Source organism: Bacillus sp. RC242, from assembly GCF_044908245.1.
GTDB classification, from domain to species: Bacteria; Bacillota; Bacilli; order Bacillales; family Bacillaceae_G; genus Bacillus_A; species Bacillus_A mycoides.
The window spans coordinates 87,205-100,546 of record NZ_JBIYCZ010000006.1 but is presented as its reverse complement, the minus strand read 5'-3'; the positions used below and the strand labels follow the sequence as shown (position 1 = coordinate 100,546).

Sequence of the window (13,342 nt, the reverse complement as noted above, 5' to 3'; positions counted from 1 at the left end):
CCCCTCCTATTCGCTTTTCAGTTCATGCCTTCTGCTCCAAGTTTGAATCATATTAATAAATAGTAGGAAAAAGAGAGAAATAATAAGCATCACAGCCGCTACAGCTGTTGCGCCTGCATAATCATATTGTTCTAGTTTCGTCATAATCATAAGCGGTGCAATTTCTGTTTTCATCGGCATATTACCTGCAATGAACACGACAGATCCATATTCCCCTAACGCCCGAGCAAAGGCGAGTGAAAAACCAGCAAGCAAGGCCGGGAATATTTCTGGCAAAACGATTTTCACAAATATTTGAAAGCGTGATGCCCCTAAACTAGAAGCTGCTTCTTCTACTTCTTTATCAATACTTTGCAGCACTGGTTGCACCATTCGAACGACAAAGGGTAAGCCAATAAACGTAAGCGCCACAATAATGCCGAGCTGGGTAAAAGCTACTTTTATATGAAACACACTAAATATTTTTCCAATAAAGCCATTTTCCGCATAAAGCATCGTAAGTGTAATACCAGCTACAGCAGTCGGAAGAGCGAATGGTAAATCGATTAGTCCGTCTAATAACCGCTTCCCTGGAAATGTGTAGCGAACGAGTACCCAAGCAATTAATAAACCAAAAATGGCATTTACGATTGCCGCTGCAAGTGAAGTTGTGAAACTTACTTGATAGGAATGCAACACGCGCTCACTCGTTATAACCCCAGCAAACTTCTTCCAGCCTAGCTGCGAAGTTTGAATAAATACGATAGAAAGTGGTATAAGTACGAATAAGCTCATATACAGCATTGTAAATCCAAGAGATAATCCAAACCCTGGTAAGACACGCTTCTTCCTCATATAACGTCACCTCATCCCCCCTTATTTTTTATACATTTGATCGAATACGCCGCCATCATTAAAATGCTTTTCTTGTGCTTTTTTCCAGCCTCCAAATAGTTCATCAACTGTAAATAATTGAACTTTCGGAAATTGTGATGCGTACTTTTCTGCTACTTTTTCATTACGAGGGCGATAAAAGTTTTTCGCCGCAATTTCTTGCCCTTTTTCTGAATACAAATATTCAAGATATCCTTCTGCTACTTTTTTCGTTCCTTTTTTATCAACGACTTTGTCTACAACTGCTACTGGCGGCTCGGCAAGTATACTAATCGAAGGTGTTACAATTTCGAATTTATCTTTTCCAAGTTCTTTTTGTGATAATAACGCTTCATTTTCCCAAGCGATTAACACATCACCAATTCCTTTTTCAACGAAAGTCGTCGTTGCCCCGCGTGCTCCTGAATCTAGTACTTCCACGTTTTTATAAATTTGACCGACAAACTCTTTCGCTTTATCTTCACTATTGTTATATTTCTTCAGTGCATATCCCCACGCCCCTAAATAGTTCCACCGTGCTCCCCCAGATGTTTTCGGGTTTGGTGTAATGACAGACACACCTTTTTTCGTTAAATCATCCCAATCTTTAATTCCTTTCGGGTTTCCCTTTCTAACAAGAAATACAATCGTTGATGTATACGGAGTAGAATTATCCGCAAGTCGCTTCTGCCAATCTTCTGCTAGTTGTTTCTTCTTACTAATCGCGTCAATATCATAAGCGAGCGCTAGTGTTACAACGTCTGCTTCTAAGCCGTCAATAACGGAGCGTGCCTGACTTCCAGATCCCCCGTGTGATTGCTTTACATTTACTGTTTGACCATGCTTCTCTTTCCAATACTTCGCAAAGTCTTTATTGAAATCTTGATATAACTCACGCGTTGGATCATATGAAACATTTAAAAGTTCGACTGTCTTCTTATCTGCACTTCCTTCAGAATTGTTAGTGGATGTTGCCGAATCACACCCTGACAAAAGGACAAATGCTGATAATAAAACACCTGTACTTTTCATTAATGCTGTCTTACTCCACTGTTTCATATATAAAGCCCCCTTAGTTTGTACAATAGAAAAAGGCACACAATCTATTCACAAAAGTGAACGTTGTGCGCCTTCAGTTTCTCTGATGAGCTTCTATTGTATTCTGTTTGATTTCTTTCCATTTTAATTCCGTAATTCACATGTGTCAACTTGGAATTTAGAATTATTATATAAGAAACTTCATACAAGCTAAAAATCAGCGGGAATGGAATCCCACTGATTTTAGTTTCGATTTATTTCTTTAACTTATCTGTCTTCGCAATAAATTGAGCTGCTTCTGCGCGGCTTACCGATTTATCTGGAGCCCAACCATTATCTGTTCCAACTGAAATATTTTCTTGGATTAAAATATTGGCATACTTCGCGCCCCAATGATTTTTTAAGTCCGCAAATTCTTTTGGTAATTTAATATTTTCATTTCTTTCTAATTTATATGCATTTACTAGCATAGTAGCCATTGATGCACGGTTAATTAGTCCACTCGGATTGAAGTTACCCTGCTCATCACCTTTTACAATACCAGCTTTTTCAACTGCTGCGATGTATGGTGTAGCCCAATGATTTTGAGCATCGCGGAATGATGGCTTCTCATCTTTATTAATTTCTAACCCTAAAACAGTAGCTAATATTTTTGCTGCTGAACCACGATCGATATTTTCGGCTGGTGCAAATGTACCATCTGGCTTACCGTGTACTGCCTCTTTGTCTACTAAATATTGAACTGACTCTTGTGCCCAAGTCGGTACATCTGAGAACTTAGATTTCTTTTCAATTGCACTCGCATCGATTTCAAACTGCACTTGATATTTATGATCATATTTAATTGCTGGAATTAATATGTGCATTTGCATATTATATTTTTTCGAGAACTCATCGATTTCAAATTGAACAACTTTCGTACCATTATTTGTTTTATCTTCAGAGATCACTTTTACATCATGGAATGTCCCTAATTTATTAGTATCTTCTACTTTAAGATACTGGAAATAGCTACTATCTTGCACTGTTAACGTAACGATTTTTTTGTCACCTTGAATTGTTACTTTTGCATTTTTTAAATATGTAGAAGCAACAGATGTTTCATTCGTTTGATCTTTATACGTTTTTAAAATAACGTCATATGTACCATCTGCAAGTTTACTAGCTGCCTTCATTTCAATCACATCTGCTTTTGCAATTGGCGCCATAATACCGCTAAATGGAACTGCTAAAGTTGCGGCTATAACGAATGCATTAATATATTTTTTCTTAATCATTATCAATACGACATCTCCCTTTATATGAATATACCCAACATAACTATCATATTGATAATGATTATCAATGTCAAATAAAAATTTAAACGAATACTACCTATTTATTACATAAATATGCTTTCCGATCATTTTTAAACAATAAATAATGAGCCGTATGCACTTTTCTCTCTAAATAGTCTAATGAATACGTACCCGATGGATCCACTAAATCCCCAATCGCCCCTGAAAGGTGATCAATTACCTTTTGCAATGTTTCTAAGTTCTTCTTTTCACTCTCCATATTCATTTCATCCATAATGTCACAAATAAGATATTGTACTTTCCTTAAGCGTAATTCCTTCTGCTCCACGTATATCTCCTCCTTATTAGCAATATTACGTTTTAAATATATGGGCTTATAGCTTAACCAATTCTAAAAAATAACGTGAAACTTTAATCAGTAGGAATTTTGTCCATCCAAACTAATCCAGCTTTTACAGGACAAAAAGATATCCATCTCTAAACATGCAGTCATAGAGATGGATATCTTTATTTTTACACTTGCAATGCCTTCTCTCTCAAAGCTCTTCGTAACAACTTACCAGTTGTATTCTTCGGCAATTCTGTTAAAAACTCAATGCTCTTTGGCACTTTATATTTTGCTAAATGTAACGCGCAATAATGCATAAGCTCCTCTTCTGTTACGTTCGTTTGTTTCAGAACGACGTAAGCTCGCACTGCTTCTCCTAAGTTTTCATCAGGAACACCGATTACGACAACTTCAGCTACCGAATCATGAGTATATAATACTTCCTCTACTTCACGAGGATATACGTTATAACCGCCAACTAAAACAATATCTTTTTTGCGATCGACGATATAGAAGTAACCCTCTTCATCCATTTTCGCTAAGTCTCCTGTATATAGCCAGCCATCTTTAATTGTCGCCGTAGTATCTTCTGGCGCATTATAGTAACCCTTCATAACGTTAGGTCCGCGAACAATTAATTCCCCAACTGCGCCTATAGGTACTTCTTCCCCAAGTTCGTTCACAATTTTATTTTCTACGTGCCAAATATTTGTACCGATTGATCCTGGTTTACGAGGACGGTCTAACGGGTTAAAACAAGTAACTGGTGATGCTTCTGATAAACCGTATCCTTCTGAAACGATAACGTCAAAACGTTTTTCAAAGTTTTGCAGAAGGGCAACAGGCATTGACGCACCACCTGAAATACAAAGGCGAAGCGTCTTCACATCTTCTGCGCTTGCTTCTTCGAATAAATATAAATAATTGTACATTGTCGGTACACCAGCAAAAATCGTTGGTTCGTACGTGCGACAAATACGGAATACTTCTTTCGGACTAAATTTCGGTAACATTAAAATAGTCGCCCCGTTCACAATCGGCGCATTGACCGCCACTGTTAAGCAAAATACATGGAACATCGGCAGTGCCGCAACGACGCGATCGTCCGCAGTATATTGTAAATACGACGCCACATCGCTTGCATTACTATATAAATTTTTATGTGTTAACATAGCGCCTTTTGGCTTTCCAGTTGTACCTGAAGTGTATAAAATAACAGCTACATCTTCTTCATCTAGTTCAGGACCTTCGTAAGTTACATCTCCAGTTCCTACAAAACTAGTAAACGTTTTCATTTTTTCAGTTTCTGTATGGTTAAAATCTGATGAGGTTTCGCATATGATGATATTTTCAAGTGAAGGAAGTCTTGTTGTAAGAGATTGTATAACAGGTAGAAGGACGTCGAGTACAATGATTGTTTTTACATCTCCATTTTGTAATATGTAATGTATTTCGTCTGCTGTATAAATTGGATTAATCGGAATGACAGTTGCTCCGGCTTTCATCGTTCCGTATAAACCTACTAAAAAATGTGGTGAATTGCCTACAGCTAATGCGACATTGTCCCCTTTTCCAACACCCATTTTTGCTAAATTACTAGAAAACCTAGTGACCACTTTGTTTAATTGGTCATAAGAGACCGACTGATCCATAAATATGTACGCCGGTTTATCCCCCTTCTTTTTTGCCGTTTCAGCCAAAGATTGAACGAGATTCACACAAACCCCACCTTTATAAAATTTAGAATATTTAAAAATTCTAAATTAATTATATTAAAAGAAAATTAAAGTAGCAAGTGATATTCTATTAATCGAATATACATCGACCACTTTCTTCCAGAACACTTTAGTAAGATACGAGAATTATATGTGAAAGAAACAGGTACAAACATATAGTTAAACTATAGCTAAAATCATTGTAGGATAATATGCACTCATCTTTCCCCTAAGTTTTTCAACTTCCTCTTTATTTAAAGCCGTATACTCTCCATACAAATTGAGAGCGTCCGCTCCATTTTTATGCAAGTAGACTGTAACATATAGTGTCGGTAATCCTTTATTGTCCTCATCTATCGACAAGACAACATCTGGCGTTTTACCAACGCTACTAAACGTTTCATTTCTTTTCCATTTCTTATTTTGAAACATAGTTTGTATATCATTTATTTTTTGTTTGTTATTTGTATGCGTAAAATATATGACATTATCCTTCGCAGGCTTTCCAATAGATAAAAGTGTGCGACTTGAGGACGTTTCATCGTTACAAGCTGTCATTCCGATGACGAAGCTGAGCAATAATACGACGTACATTACCCTTTTCATTTCGATCCGCCTCCTTTTGAATATATATATTCCTTTACGAGGGGCCAATGTCCTGTGATTTTATGGTGAATGAAATTATATAAGCAATTTTTCGAATTTATCGACCGCAACTCGAAATATATCAGTGATTTTTAAAATATATCGACTTACCGACAAAACGCGACAATCTACGCAAAAAAAAGAGGCTACCCGTTACGGCAGCCTCCCTCATTTTTAGAAGAATAAATGCAAGAAATCTTCTGTTGTAATATTACCGAAGTAGCGTGCGATATCTACGCCTTCTAAAGCTACGGTGAATGCATCTTTATCAAATTGTACGCCTGTTAGACGCTCTTCAATGTCATGAACATCTAGTGATCCGAAGAAATCACCGTAAATTTTACATTCTGTTACTGTTCCTTTTTTCACTTCAAGACGAACGTCAACTTGTCCAACTGGGAAGCGGTGTGAATGTTGTAAGTTGAACTTCGGAGATTTTCCGTAGTTCCAATCCCAATTTTGGTAGCGCTCTTCAGAAAGTTTATGGATTTCTTTCCAATCATTTTCTGTTAATTCGTACGTTGGAATTTCTGTTTCTCCTTCGAAAATTGTTTCTAGAAGAAGTTGTCTAAACTCTTCTGTCGTCATTTTTTCGTTTAAGAACTCTGTAATATTCGCAACGCGGCTACGGATTGATTTAATGCCTTTTGATTGAATTTTATCCATTTTCACTTTAAGTGCTGATACAACGTGATCGATTTCAGAGTCAAATAGTAACGTACCGTGACTAAACATACGACCTTTCGTTGAGAACTGCGCGTTACCTGAAATTTTTCTACCTTCAGCTAAAATATCGTTACGACCACTTAGTTCTGCATTTACGCCTAATTTACCAAGCGCTTTCGTTACAGGCTCTGTGAACTTTTTGAAGTTGCTGAAACTATCTCCATCATCTTTCGTAATAAAGCTGAAGTTTAAGTTTCCTAAATCATGATATACTGCGCCTCCGCCTGATAGACGACGAACAACATGAATACCTTGTTCTTTTACGTAATCTGCATTAATTTCTTCTACTGTGTTTTGGTTTTTACCAATGATAATTGAAGGTTCGTTAATGTAGAACAATAAATATGTTTCGTTAATATCTAAATTCTTCACACAATATTCTTCAATTGCTAAGTTTATTCTAGGATCTGTAATCCCTTTATTATCAATAAATAACATCGTATCACCTCATGAATTCCATACGTAGCCACTATGCGCTAGCGTAATATGGCCACTGAAAATTTGTTTTGCTTCTGTTACTAAATCAGATGGGTTTCCTGTATGCGGTAAGTGCGTTAATAAAAGTTCTTTTACATTTGCATCTTTCGCAATACTTGCTACTTCTGTACTATTCATATGCCCTGCTTTTGCAGCCTCTTGATGTGCATACATATTACACTCACAAATGAAAAGATTAGCATCTTTTGTGAACGGAATAAACTCAGGAATATAACTTGAATCAGCGCTATATACTACAGCGTCACTACCAGCTGTAATACGCATCGCAAAGCATGTAACAGGATGAACAGTTTTTAAGAATGAAATGGAGAACGGTCCAACTTGAAGTGTTTCTTCTGGGTTGTACGCGATTCCTTTCGTATGCGGTTCATGTGTTAAAGAATGGAATCCATTCTCATCAAACGTATGACCGTATATTGGTAATTCCGGTAGTTGTCCCTTCGCCCCGCTCATAATTAATCTCGCATATTGCAATACCCCAATGTCTGCAACATGATCGTGATGATAGTGCGACAGTACAACTGCATCTATATGAGATGGTGTTATATATTTTTGAAGCTGTGCTAGTACACCACTGCCACAGTCTACAAGTAAACGAAAACCATCGTGTTCAAACAAATACCCCGACGTTGCTTCTCCCGCTTCTGGAAAGCCGCCCCAAAAGCCGACAACAGTCATCTTCATATGTATCCATCCTTTCTAAAACCGCGTAGGAATGCCGTTTTTCTCCGTACTTGAGAAAGTTTTTTACTTACATCCTACATTGTTAACTATAATCCATTTCCTAAACTTTTTCATTAATTTTCATTTTGTTATAAAACAGTTGTTGACTTTTGTTTTTTGTACTAATACAATGATAGTAAGAAATGGAAATGGAGGGATTGACATGATCGATCAACCAATGGAGTTTTTCCGAAATTTACCGACGAAAACTTGTGCTCATTGCGGGAAGGAAATTGATGAGCAGCACGAAGCATACCATAACAAATGTGACGATTGCGTTCACGAAGAATAGTAGTTTGTGAACATAAAAAAACCTAGCAGACATAGTCTACTAGGCTAATAACATCTTATCTTTCATCGTTGAACCTTTCACCAAGAGCTCCAGTTCAAACTCATACAATTCTTTTTGTCGATAATTTTTCGTATGGATTTTATCCATCATCAGGTCGACAACTTTTCGGGCCATCTCGTCGATTGGTTGTTCAATTGTCGTAATACCTGGCTCCGTAATCTGCGCTAAAATTTGATTATCAAAACCGATCACAGCGAGATCTTCTGGAATACTCCAACCATGGCGTTTCGCCTCTGAGATAATTCCAGCTGCAACCTCGTCGCCTCCTGCCAAAATCGCGGTAGGATTTTTTTTGTCCTTTAATACTTCATTGAATATTCGTTTTCCATCATCCCAAGAGAAAGCGTTTTCAAGAAAATCGATCGCTTCCACTTCTCTACTCTTTTCAGTAATAGCGCGTAAAAAGCCCATTTTTCGCTGTTGGCTCACTACTTTCGTTTCGTTACCACGGCAAAATATCAGATTACGATATCCTTGTTCTAATACATGATTGGCAGCTATGTATGCACCCTGTGCATGATCGAACTTCACTGTTGGAACATTTGCTTCCTCAATATATTCATTACATAACACGATTGGACCGTGTTGCAAGTATGGCTCCACATTCTCCCATGGATTTTCTAGTGAACATAGAATAATCCCATCTACTTGTTTCGTAGATAATAATTGTAAATACTCCATCTCTTTTTCCGGTAAATATCTTGTTTGACAAATAATCAGTTTATATTTATGTTCAGAAGCAGCAATCTCGATTGCTTCAATAAATCTACTAAAAAAAGGATTTGTAATCCTTGGAACAAGCACCGCAATTGTTTCTGTTTTTTGTTTACGAAGCCTTCTCGCCGCAGAATTAGGAACGAAGCCTAAATGCTTCATTGCTAATTGAACCCTTTTCTTCTTCTCATCTGAAACATATGGATGATTATTGATCACCCTAGAAACCGTTGTCCTTGATAACCCCGCTAATTTCGCCACGTCCTCGATAGTCGACACGAAATTTCCCCCTTTGCATGAAAACGTTTTCTTACCCTGATTATATAGTATATTATTGGAAACTGCAATATAGGTTCTTATGATTTTACTATATTAATATTATACATAGGGAAAAGTCTGTTAATGGCAGGGAATTACACACTACTTTTAGAATTTCACAATATGCATATGAAAAAAGATGTACATACCATAACGCATATACACCTTCTTAATTAATAAGAATTCTATTCAATATAAAAACCCATCAATACGTCGTCTCCATATGATCCATCTTCATATTTAATTTGCTTTCTTTGTCTTCCTTCTTCTACAAAGCCAATACGTTTGTACACTTGAATTGCCCTATCATTAATAGAAACTACACCTAAGCAAATTTTCTCTAAACCTTTCTGCCCTTTAGCCCAACTAATAAGAAATTCAATTAGCTTCGTACCAATGCCTTGATTACAGTACGCCTCTCTAATCCCCATTCCCATTGTACCTGCATGTCGTAAGCGTTCTAGTTCATATCGTTTGAAAACCAGAAAGCCAACCACCTTACTATCTACCTCGTAAACTATATAAAGGTTGCCTTTTTCACTACTTGTCTGTATCTTTTCTCTTTCTAAATCAATATCATTTGGTACTTTATTTGGAGATACTATAAAAAACTTTGTAGTAGTTTCTGATAATATAATTTCTTTTCTAATATCCATAATTGATTCCGCATCAACCTCTTTTGCTAATCGTATCACCGAATCACCTCGTACCTTTTTCTTTTAAAAATAATATTGGAACTATCAAACTAAGAATCTCTAAAACGCTCAATATGCAACATTACATATTGAGAATCTTTTCACTTTTGATACAACATCCTTACATCTATATAAAAGGAATGCATAAAATGAATCCAATTTTAACAGCTGCAAAACAACTATTACATAAAGACGAAGTTATTATATCTACTTTAAATTGTTCACTTACTGGCTATATTATTACGCATAAAGTTCCGTATCCGGGCATGCTACTTGCTACTAATAGAAGAATTCTCTTTTTTAGCCAATATAAAAATACATTAATTTCCGAATTTGAGTATGAAAAAATTGTATCTATAGAAACGAAGAGAAGAATTTTTGACAAAAAAATAATATTTTATTATGAAGATGAATATATAACGGTGGGATACATTAAAAGTTCAAATATTGAAGAGTTCATAGACTTACTACAAAGAAAAATACAAGACTAGCGCGTGCTACTAATCGGGCATTTACGGGCTGTTGATCTCCCACCTAGCTTCTTTGCTCCAGCCGCATTTTGGGGCGGAAGTTTTGCTGCCCAGCAAATAGCGGGATAAAAGGTGGTTTGTCCATATCCAAACCACCTTTTTCATACAAGCTTATAATTATACTTCCCACCTATCCTTACGCTTTAGATATTTCCTGCATAAACCCAGCCATGCTCGCTAATAAACTAGTGAAAACGAAAAGTACAATAATAAGAGGAATAAGTTTGTCTTTATTTAAATTCGTAATCGTTTTTAAACCTATTCCTAATAAAACGTAATACCAAATATTAAATATATCTATTCTTTGAGCGATTGTATGCAAGATCATATTATCTGTCGCTATTGCACCTAAACCTGTATAAGATATCTCATACCCACTTAGAGAAAATGCAATTAATCCGTTTAAAATCATCCCTATCCTTAATACAAACGAAGCATAAATGATTATCGGGAATGTTTCTTTATAGTTAATATCAACTCCAAAGAAAATCATAATGTTCTTATAGAATATAGGTGCAAAAAGTATAGCTACGATTCCACTGACTGCTGAAAATCCAAATGTAGTAAAGAAATTTATGTATTTCGGAACAGTAAATCCCGTTTTATCATGAAACATACTGAGTGCAGGATTATTTAAAGAATTCCAAGACATTAAGGCACTTGAAATTATAATAAGCACAATTAAAAGGACTAGTGGAAAGAATATATTTCTTTGATTTTTCATCCTTTTGAATTGTAATGTTGGCGAAGTGAATATCCCAAAAATCGATGGTTTTTCCGAAAGTTCTTCATGCATAAGACTACTAGCTTGCAAGAAAATCCCCCTTCCTCATTACATTTATAACTCTTCCCACTTCGTCCATACTTCTCTCCCATTTATATGGTACATATTATCCTCTCGATCCATAAATCCGTGCACAATAAACTCGCGTCTAATTGTACAAAAATCATCATGATATTGTTTTATAAATGCATTAATTTCTTTTTCTGTATATTGATTTTCAGCGTTTAACTTGCTAATTAAATGCTCCAACAATACTAGTTTTTTCTTCTTTTGACCTGGAATCGATTTTAGGCGGTCCTCTTTATCGAAAAAGTTACGAATCGTCGTATCCCTGAATTTCATTTCACTTTCAGTCATTTTGTTGTCCTCCATCGGTTTTTATGCAATAAAATTTATCGTTTGTCTTTACTATTCTTCTTCATTCTTTTACTTATAACATCCATAAGGTAATACCCGCTAATTAGCACATAGTAGAATAAAAGTATTCCTAGTGCATCTTTCATATTTATATATTTTTCTTTTTGAAACAAGATAGGTGAAAGGGCGTAAACAAGAAAGATGATTAGCGGATTTACGATAAAATAATAAGTAAGATTTCCTTTCATCATATCAACTCCCATGTAATATACTTCTATTCAAATTGTTGCAATTCCTGTTCTTTCATTTAGCCTAAACATGAGATATGGTAAAATTAAGGAGAAGATACTCTTTGGAAAGTAAGAACAATTCTGAGTAATATTCAAAAGACCATACACCAAATATGCAATGAATCAAATTTTAAAGGATGCAAAACAACTATTACATCATGAAGAAAATATTTTATCCATTTTAAGATGTTCACTTATTGGCTATATTATTACACATAATGTCCCTCGTTCCGGAGTGTTACTTGCCACTAATAGGAGGGTTATTTTTTATGGACAATCATTCAAATGTTGTAAAAATGCATTGATTGTGGAATTTGAATATAAAAAAATTCTATCCATAGAGACGAAAAGAACATTCTTTGATAAAAAACTAATATTTTACTATGAAGACGAATATATAACGGTGGGACAAATTTTAAGCTCAAATATTGAGGGTTTTTTAAATGTAATACAGAGAAAAAGAATTCAATAAAGTGAAACTTTAATCAGTGGTTGATTTTGTTCATCCCCCACTGATTATTAGCCTACACCAATCGGGATTTTACGGAATAAAATACTTTTCATCTAAAAGAGAAGTACAGTTCACCTTTCTTACAACTGTATTTCTCTCTCATCCACACTTCTCTTAATTTACTTATCACCCCCATTCTCATAACCTATTATTAAAATTAATAAATTCCATATGGAAAATTATGTTACAATTAACTTATACATACTTTGGAGGGTACATAGTGAAAAAAGCTATTATAGTATTAAGCATCCTATATCTTATTTTAACCGTACATACGGGAGCTGTTCTTTTAGGAAAAGAAGATTATAGAGGTGCTATCAATACATTAAAAGAAACGAAGGAAGTCTCTTCATTTCAATCTGCACAAGACGGTGTGATTTTATTAAAAGGAACATTAACTACCGCGCAACCTATTACAGAGGAAAAACTTCAAAATAAAGAATTTGCACTTCTTGAAATTAATACATATAAACGACGAAAGGCAAATTGGAAAAACATTGATACCGAGCAGCATATTGCAAAGCAGCTCTTACTAAACAATGAGGCTCTTCCTGCATTAAAAGAAATCCGCTTCTCAATGGAACCAATTACACTGTCAGGAAAAGATATTTCCGCCGAAGACTACACACTAAAAAAAGATGATACTCAATTAACAATTAAAGGTAAAGGATACCGATACACAGGAATAGAAAACAAATCAGACACTCTTATTTTTGGTATAAAAAAAGGAGATACACTTGAAGGTTATAGTGGCTCTGAAATTCTAATAGGAAAAACAAAAGAGGACATTTCCAGCAACATGAAACTATATACTTTTGCTGAAAGATATGGTCCATTTGTTTGGATTGTAGCAACAATTATTCTTATAAGTATTGTTATATACTTGTTCCGTAAAAATAGAAAAACAAATGAACTTTCTCAACCAATAAAACAAGACCAATAAAAAAGGCACCATTTCGGTGCCTTTT

At 35.4% G+C, this 13,342-nt stretch carries 17 protein-coding genes; 4 read left to right on the top strand and 13 right to left on the bottom strand.

Going from position 1 to position 13,342, the window contains the following annotated elements:
• Positions 1 to 6: 6 nt before the first annotated feature.
• From cysT to ABH957_RS13445, 8 genes are all read right to left on the bottom strand, one after another.
• Positions 7 to 834 (bottom strand): sulfate ABC transporter permease subunit CysT, encoded by an 828-nt coding sequence (cysT, locus tag ABH957_RS13480; protein ID WP_404511438.1) that lies wholly within the window; start codon positions 832 to 834, stop codon positions 7 to 9.
• A 21-nt stretch (positions 835 to 855) separates the two neighbouring features.
• A complete protein-coding gene (locus ABH957_RS13475) occupies positions 856 to 1,911 on the bottom strand; it encodes a sulfate ABC transporter substrate-binding protein (RefSeq protein WP_404511436.1) in 1,056 nt (351 codons plus the stop codon).
• 233 nt (positions 1,912 to 2,144) lie between these two features.
• Positions 2,145 to 3,167, bottom strand: a complete 1,023-nt coding sequence (locus ABH957_RS13470) for an S-layer homology domain-containing protein (protein ID WP_404511434.1) — start codon at positions 3,165 to 3,167, stop codon at positions 2,145 to 2,147.
• A gap of 97 nt (positions 3,168 to 3,264) precedes the next feature.
• Positions 3,265 to 3,516: a hypothetical protein gene (locus ABH957_RS13465; protein ID WP_000435463.1), complete on the bottom strand. Its 252-nt coding sequence runs from the start codon at positions 3,514 to 3,516 to the stop codon at positions 3,265 to 3,267.
• Between the two features lie 185 nt (positions 3,517 to 3,701).
• Positions 3,702 to 5,234: a fatty acid--CoA ligase family protein gene (locus tag ABH957_RS13460; protein WP_404455832.1), complete on the bottom strand. Its 1,533-nt coding sequence runs from the start codon at positions 5,232 to 5,234 to the stop codon at positions 3,702 to 3,704.
• A 177-nt stretch (positions 5,235 to 5,411) separates the two neighbouring features.
• Positions 5,412 to 5,837: a hypothetical protein gene (locus ABH957_RS13455; protein ID WP_404511432.1), complete on the bottom strand. Its 426-nt coding sequence runs from the start codon at positions 5,835 to 5,837 to the stop codon at positions 5,412 to 5,414.
• A 213-nt stretch (positions 5,838 to 6,050) separates the two neighbouring features.
• Positions 6,051 to 7,040: a lipoate--protein ligase gene (gene lplA / locus ABH957_RS13450; RefSeq protein WP_098763220.1), complete on the bottom strand. Its 990-nt coding sequence runs from the start codon at positions 7,038 to 7,040 to the stop codon at positions 6,051 to 6,053.
• A 9-nt stretch (positions 7,041 to 7,049) separates the two neighbouring features.
• Complete coding sequence (locus tag ABH957_RS13445) at positions 7,050 to 7,784, bottom strand: MBL fold metallo-hydrolase (RefSeq protein WP_404511428.1); 735 nt, start codon at positions 7,782 to 7,784, stop codon at positions 7,050 to 7,052.
• Between the two features lie 202 nt (positions 7,785 to 7,986).
• Between ABH957_RS13445 and yhfH the strand changes: the two genes are divergently transcribed.
• Positions 7,987 to 8,115, top strand: a complete 129-nt coding sequence (gene yhfH, locus ABH957_RS13440) for a protein YhfH (RefSeq protein WP_000567010.1) — start codon at positions 7,987 to 7,989, stop codon at positions 8,113 to 8,115.
• Between the two features lie 39 nt (positions 8,116 to 8,154).
• Here the strand turns inward: yhfH and ABH957_RS13435 are convergent, their stop codons facing one another.
• Together ABH957_RS13435 and ABH957_RS13430 are read right to left on the bottom strand one after the other, a co-directional pair.
• Positions 8,155 to 9,168, bottom strand: coding sequence for a LacI family DNA-binding transcriptional regulator (locus tag ABH957_RS13435; protein ID WP_098167236.1), 1,014 nt, complete (start codon positions 9,166 to 9,168; stop codon positions 8,155 to 8,157).
• Between the two features lie 224 nt (positions 9,169 to 9,392).
• Positions 9,393 to 9,902: a GNAT family N-acetyltransferase gene (locus ABH957_RS13430; protein WP_404511426.1), complete on the bottom strand. Its 510-nt coding sequence runs from the start codon at positions 9,900 to 9,902 to the stop codon at positions 9,393 to 9,395.
• Between the two features lie 140 nt (positions 9,903 to 10,042).
• On the opposite strand from ABH957_RS13430, the gene ABH957_RS13425 reads away from it, so the two are divergent.
• Complete coding sequence (locus tag ABH957_RS13425) at positions 10,043 to 10,393, top strand: PH domain-containing protein (protein WP_404511507.1); 351 nt, start codon at positions 10,043 to 10,045, stop codon at positions 10,391 to 10,393.
• A 175-nt stretch (positions 10,394 to 10,568) separates the two neighbouring features.
• Here the strand turns inward: ABH957_RS13425 and yknW are convergent, their stop codons facing one another.
• The 3 genes from yknW to ABH957_RS13410 are packed head-to-tail and all read right to left on the bottom strand — an operon-like array spanning position 10,569 to position 11,824.
• Positions 10,569 to 11,246, bottom strand: coding sequence for a YknW family membrane protein (yknW, locus tag ABH957_RS13420; RefSeq protein WP_404511424.1), 678 nt, complete (start codon positions 11,244 to 11,246; stop codon positions 10,569 to 10,571).
• A 24-nt stretch (positions 11,247 to 11,270) separates the two neighbouring features.
• Entirely contained in the window at positions 11,271 to 11,573 is a 303-nt protein-coding gene (locus tag ABH957_RS13415; protein WP_002087121.1) for a DUF2087 domain-containing protein, read from the bottom strand.
• Between the two features lie 35 nt (positions 11,574 to 11,608).
• On the bottom strand, positions 11,609 to 11,824 hold the full coding sequence (locus ABH957_RS13410) for a hypothetical protein (RefSeq protein ID WP_404511505.1): 216 nt from the start codon (positions 11,822 to 11,824) through the stop codon (positions 11,609 to 11,611).
• Between the two features lie 157 nt (positions 11,825 to 11,981).
• On the opposite strand from ABH957_RS13410, the gene ABH957_RS13405 reads away from it, so the two are divergent.
• Together ABH957_RS13405 and ABH957_RS13400 are read left to right on the top strand one after the other, a co-directional pair.
• Positions 11,982 to 12,335 carry a PH domain-containing protein gene (locus tag ABH957_RS13405; protein ID WP_002134852.1) on the top strand — a complete coding sequence of 118 codons (354 nt, stop codon included), beginning with the start codon at positions 11,982 to 11,984 and terminating at the stop codon, positions 12,333 to 12,335.
• A gap of 220 nt (positions 12,336 to 12,555) precedes the next feature.
• Entirely contained in the window at positions 12,556 to 13,317 is a 762-nt protein-coding gene (locus ABH957_RS13400; protein WP_404511422.1) for a hypothetical protein, read from the top strand.
• The last annotated feature ends 25 nt before the right edge of the window (positions 13,318 to 13,342 follow it).

Coding starts and splice junctions, on each gene's coding strand:
- cysT (WP_404511438.1), bottom strand. CDS start 834: ATGAGGAAGAAGCGTGTCTTACCAGGGTTTGGATTATCTCTTGGATTT.
- ABH957_RS13475 (WP_404511436.1), bottom strand. CDS start 1,911: ATGAAACAGTGGAGTAAGACAGCATTAATGAAAAGTACAGGTGTTTTA.
- ABH957_RS13470 (WP_404511434.1), bottom strand. CDS start 3,167: ATGATTAAGAAAAAATATATTAATGCATTCGTTATAGCCGCAACTTTA.
- ABH957_RS13455 (WP_404511432.1), bottom strand. CDS start 5,837: ATGAAAAGGGTAATGTACGTCGTATTATTGCTCAGCTTCGTCATCGGA.
- lplA (WP_098763220.1), bottom strand. CDS start 7,040: ATGTTATTTATTGATAATAAAGGGATTACAGATCCTAGAATAAACTTA.
- ABH957_RS13445 (WP_404511428.1), bottom strand. CDS start 7,784: ATGAAGATGACTGTTGTCGGCTTTTGGGGCGGCTTTCCAGAAGCGGGA.
- yhfH (WP_000567010.1), top strand. CDS start 7,987: ATGATCGATCAACCAATGGAGTTTTTCCGAAATTTACCGACGAAAACT.
- ABH957_RS13425 (WP_404511507.1), top strand. CDS start 10,043: ATGCATAAAATGAATCCAATTTTAACAGCTGCAAAACAACTATTACAT.
- ABH957_RS13415 (WP_002087121.1), bottom strand. CDS start 11,573: ATGACTGAAAGTGAAATGAAATTCAGGGATACGACGATTCGTAACTTT.
- ABH957_RS13410 (WP_404511505.1), bottom strand. CDS start 11,824: ATGATGAAAGGAAATCTTACTTATTATTTTATCGTAAATCCGCTAATC.
- ABH957_RS13405 (WP_002134852.1), top strand. CDS start 11,982: ATGAATCAAATTTTAAAGGATGCAAAACAACTATTACATCATGAAGAA.
- ABH957_RS13400 (WP_404511422.1), top strand. CDS start 12,556: ATGTTACAATTAACTTATACATACTTTGGAGGGTACATAGTGAAAAAA.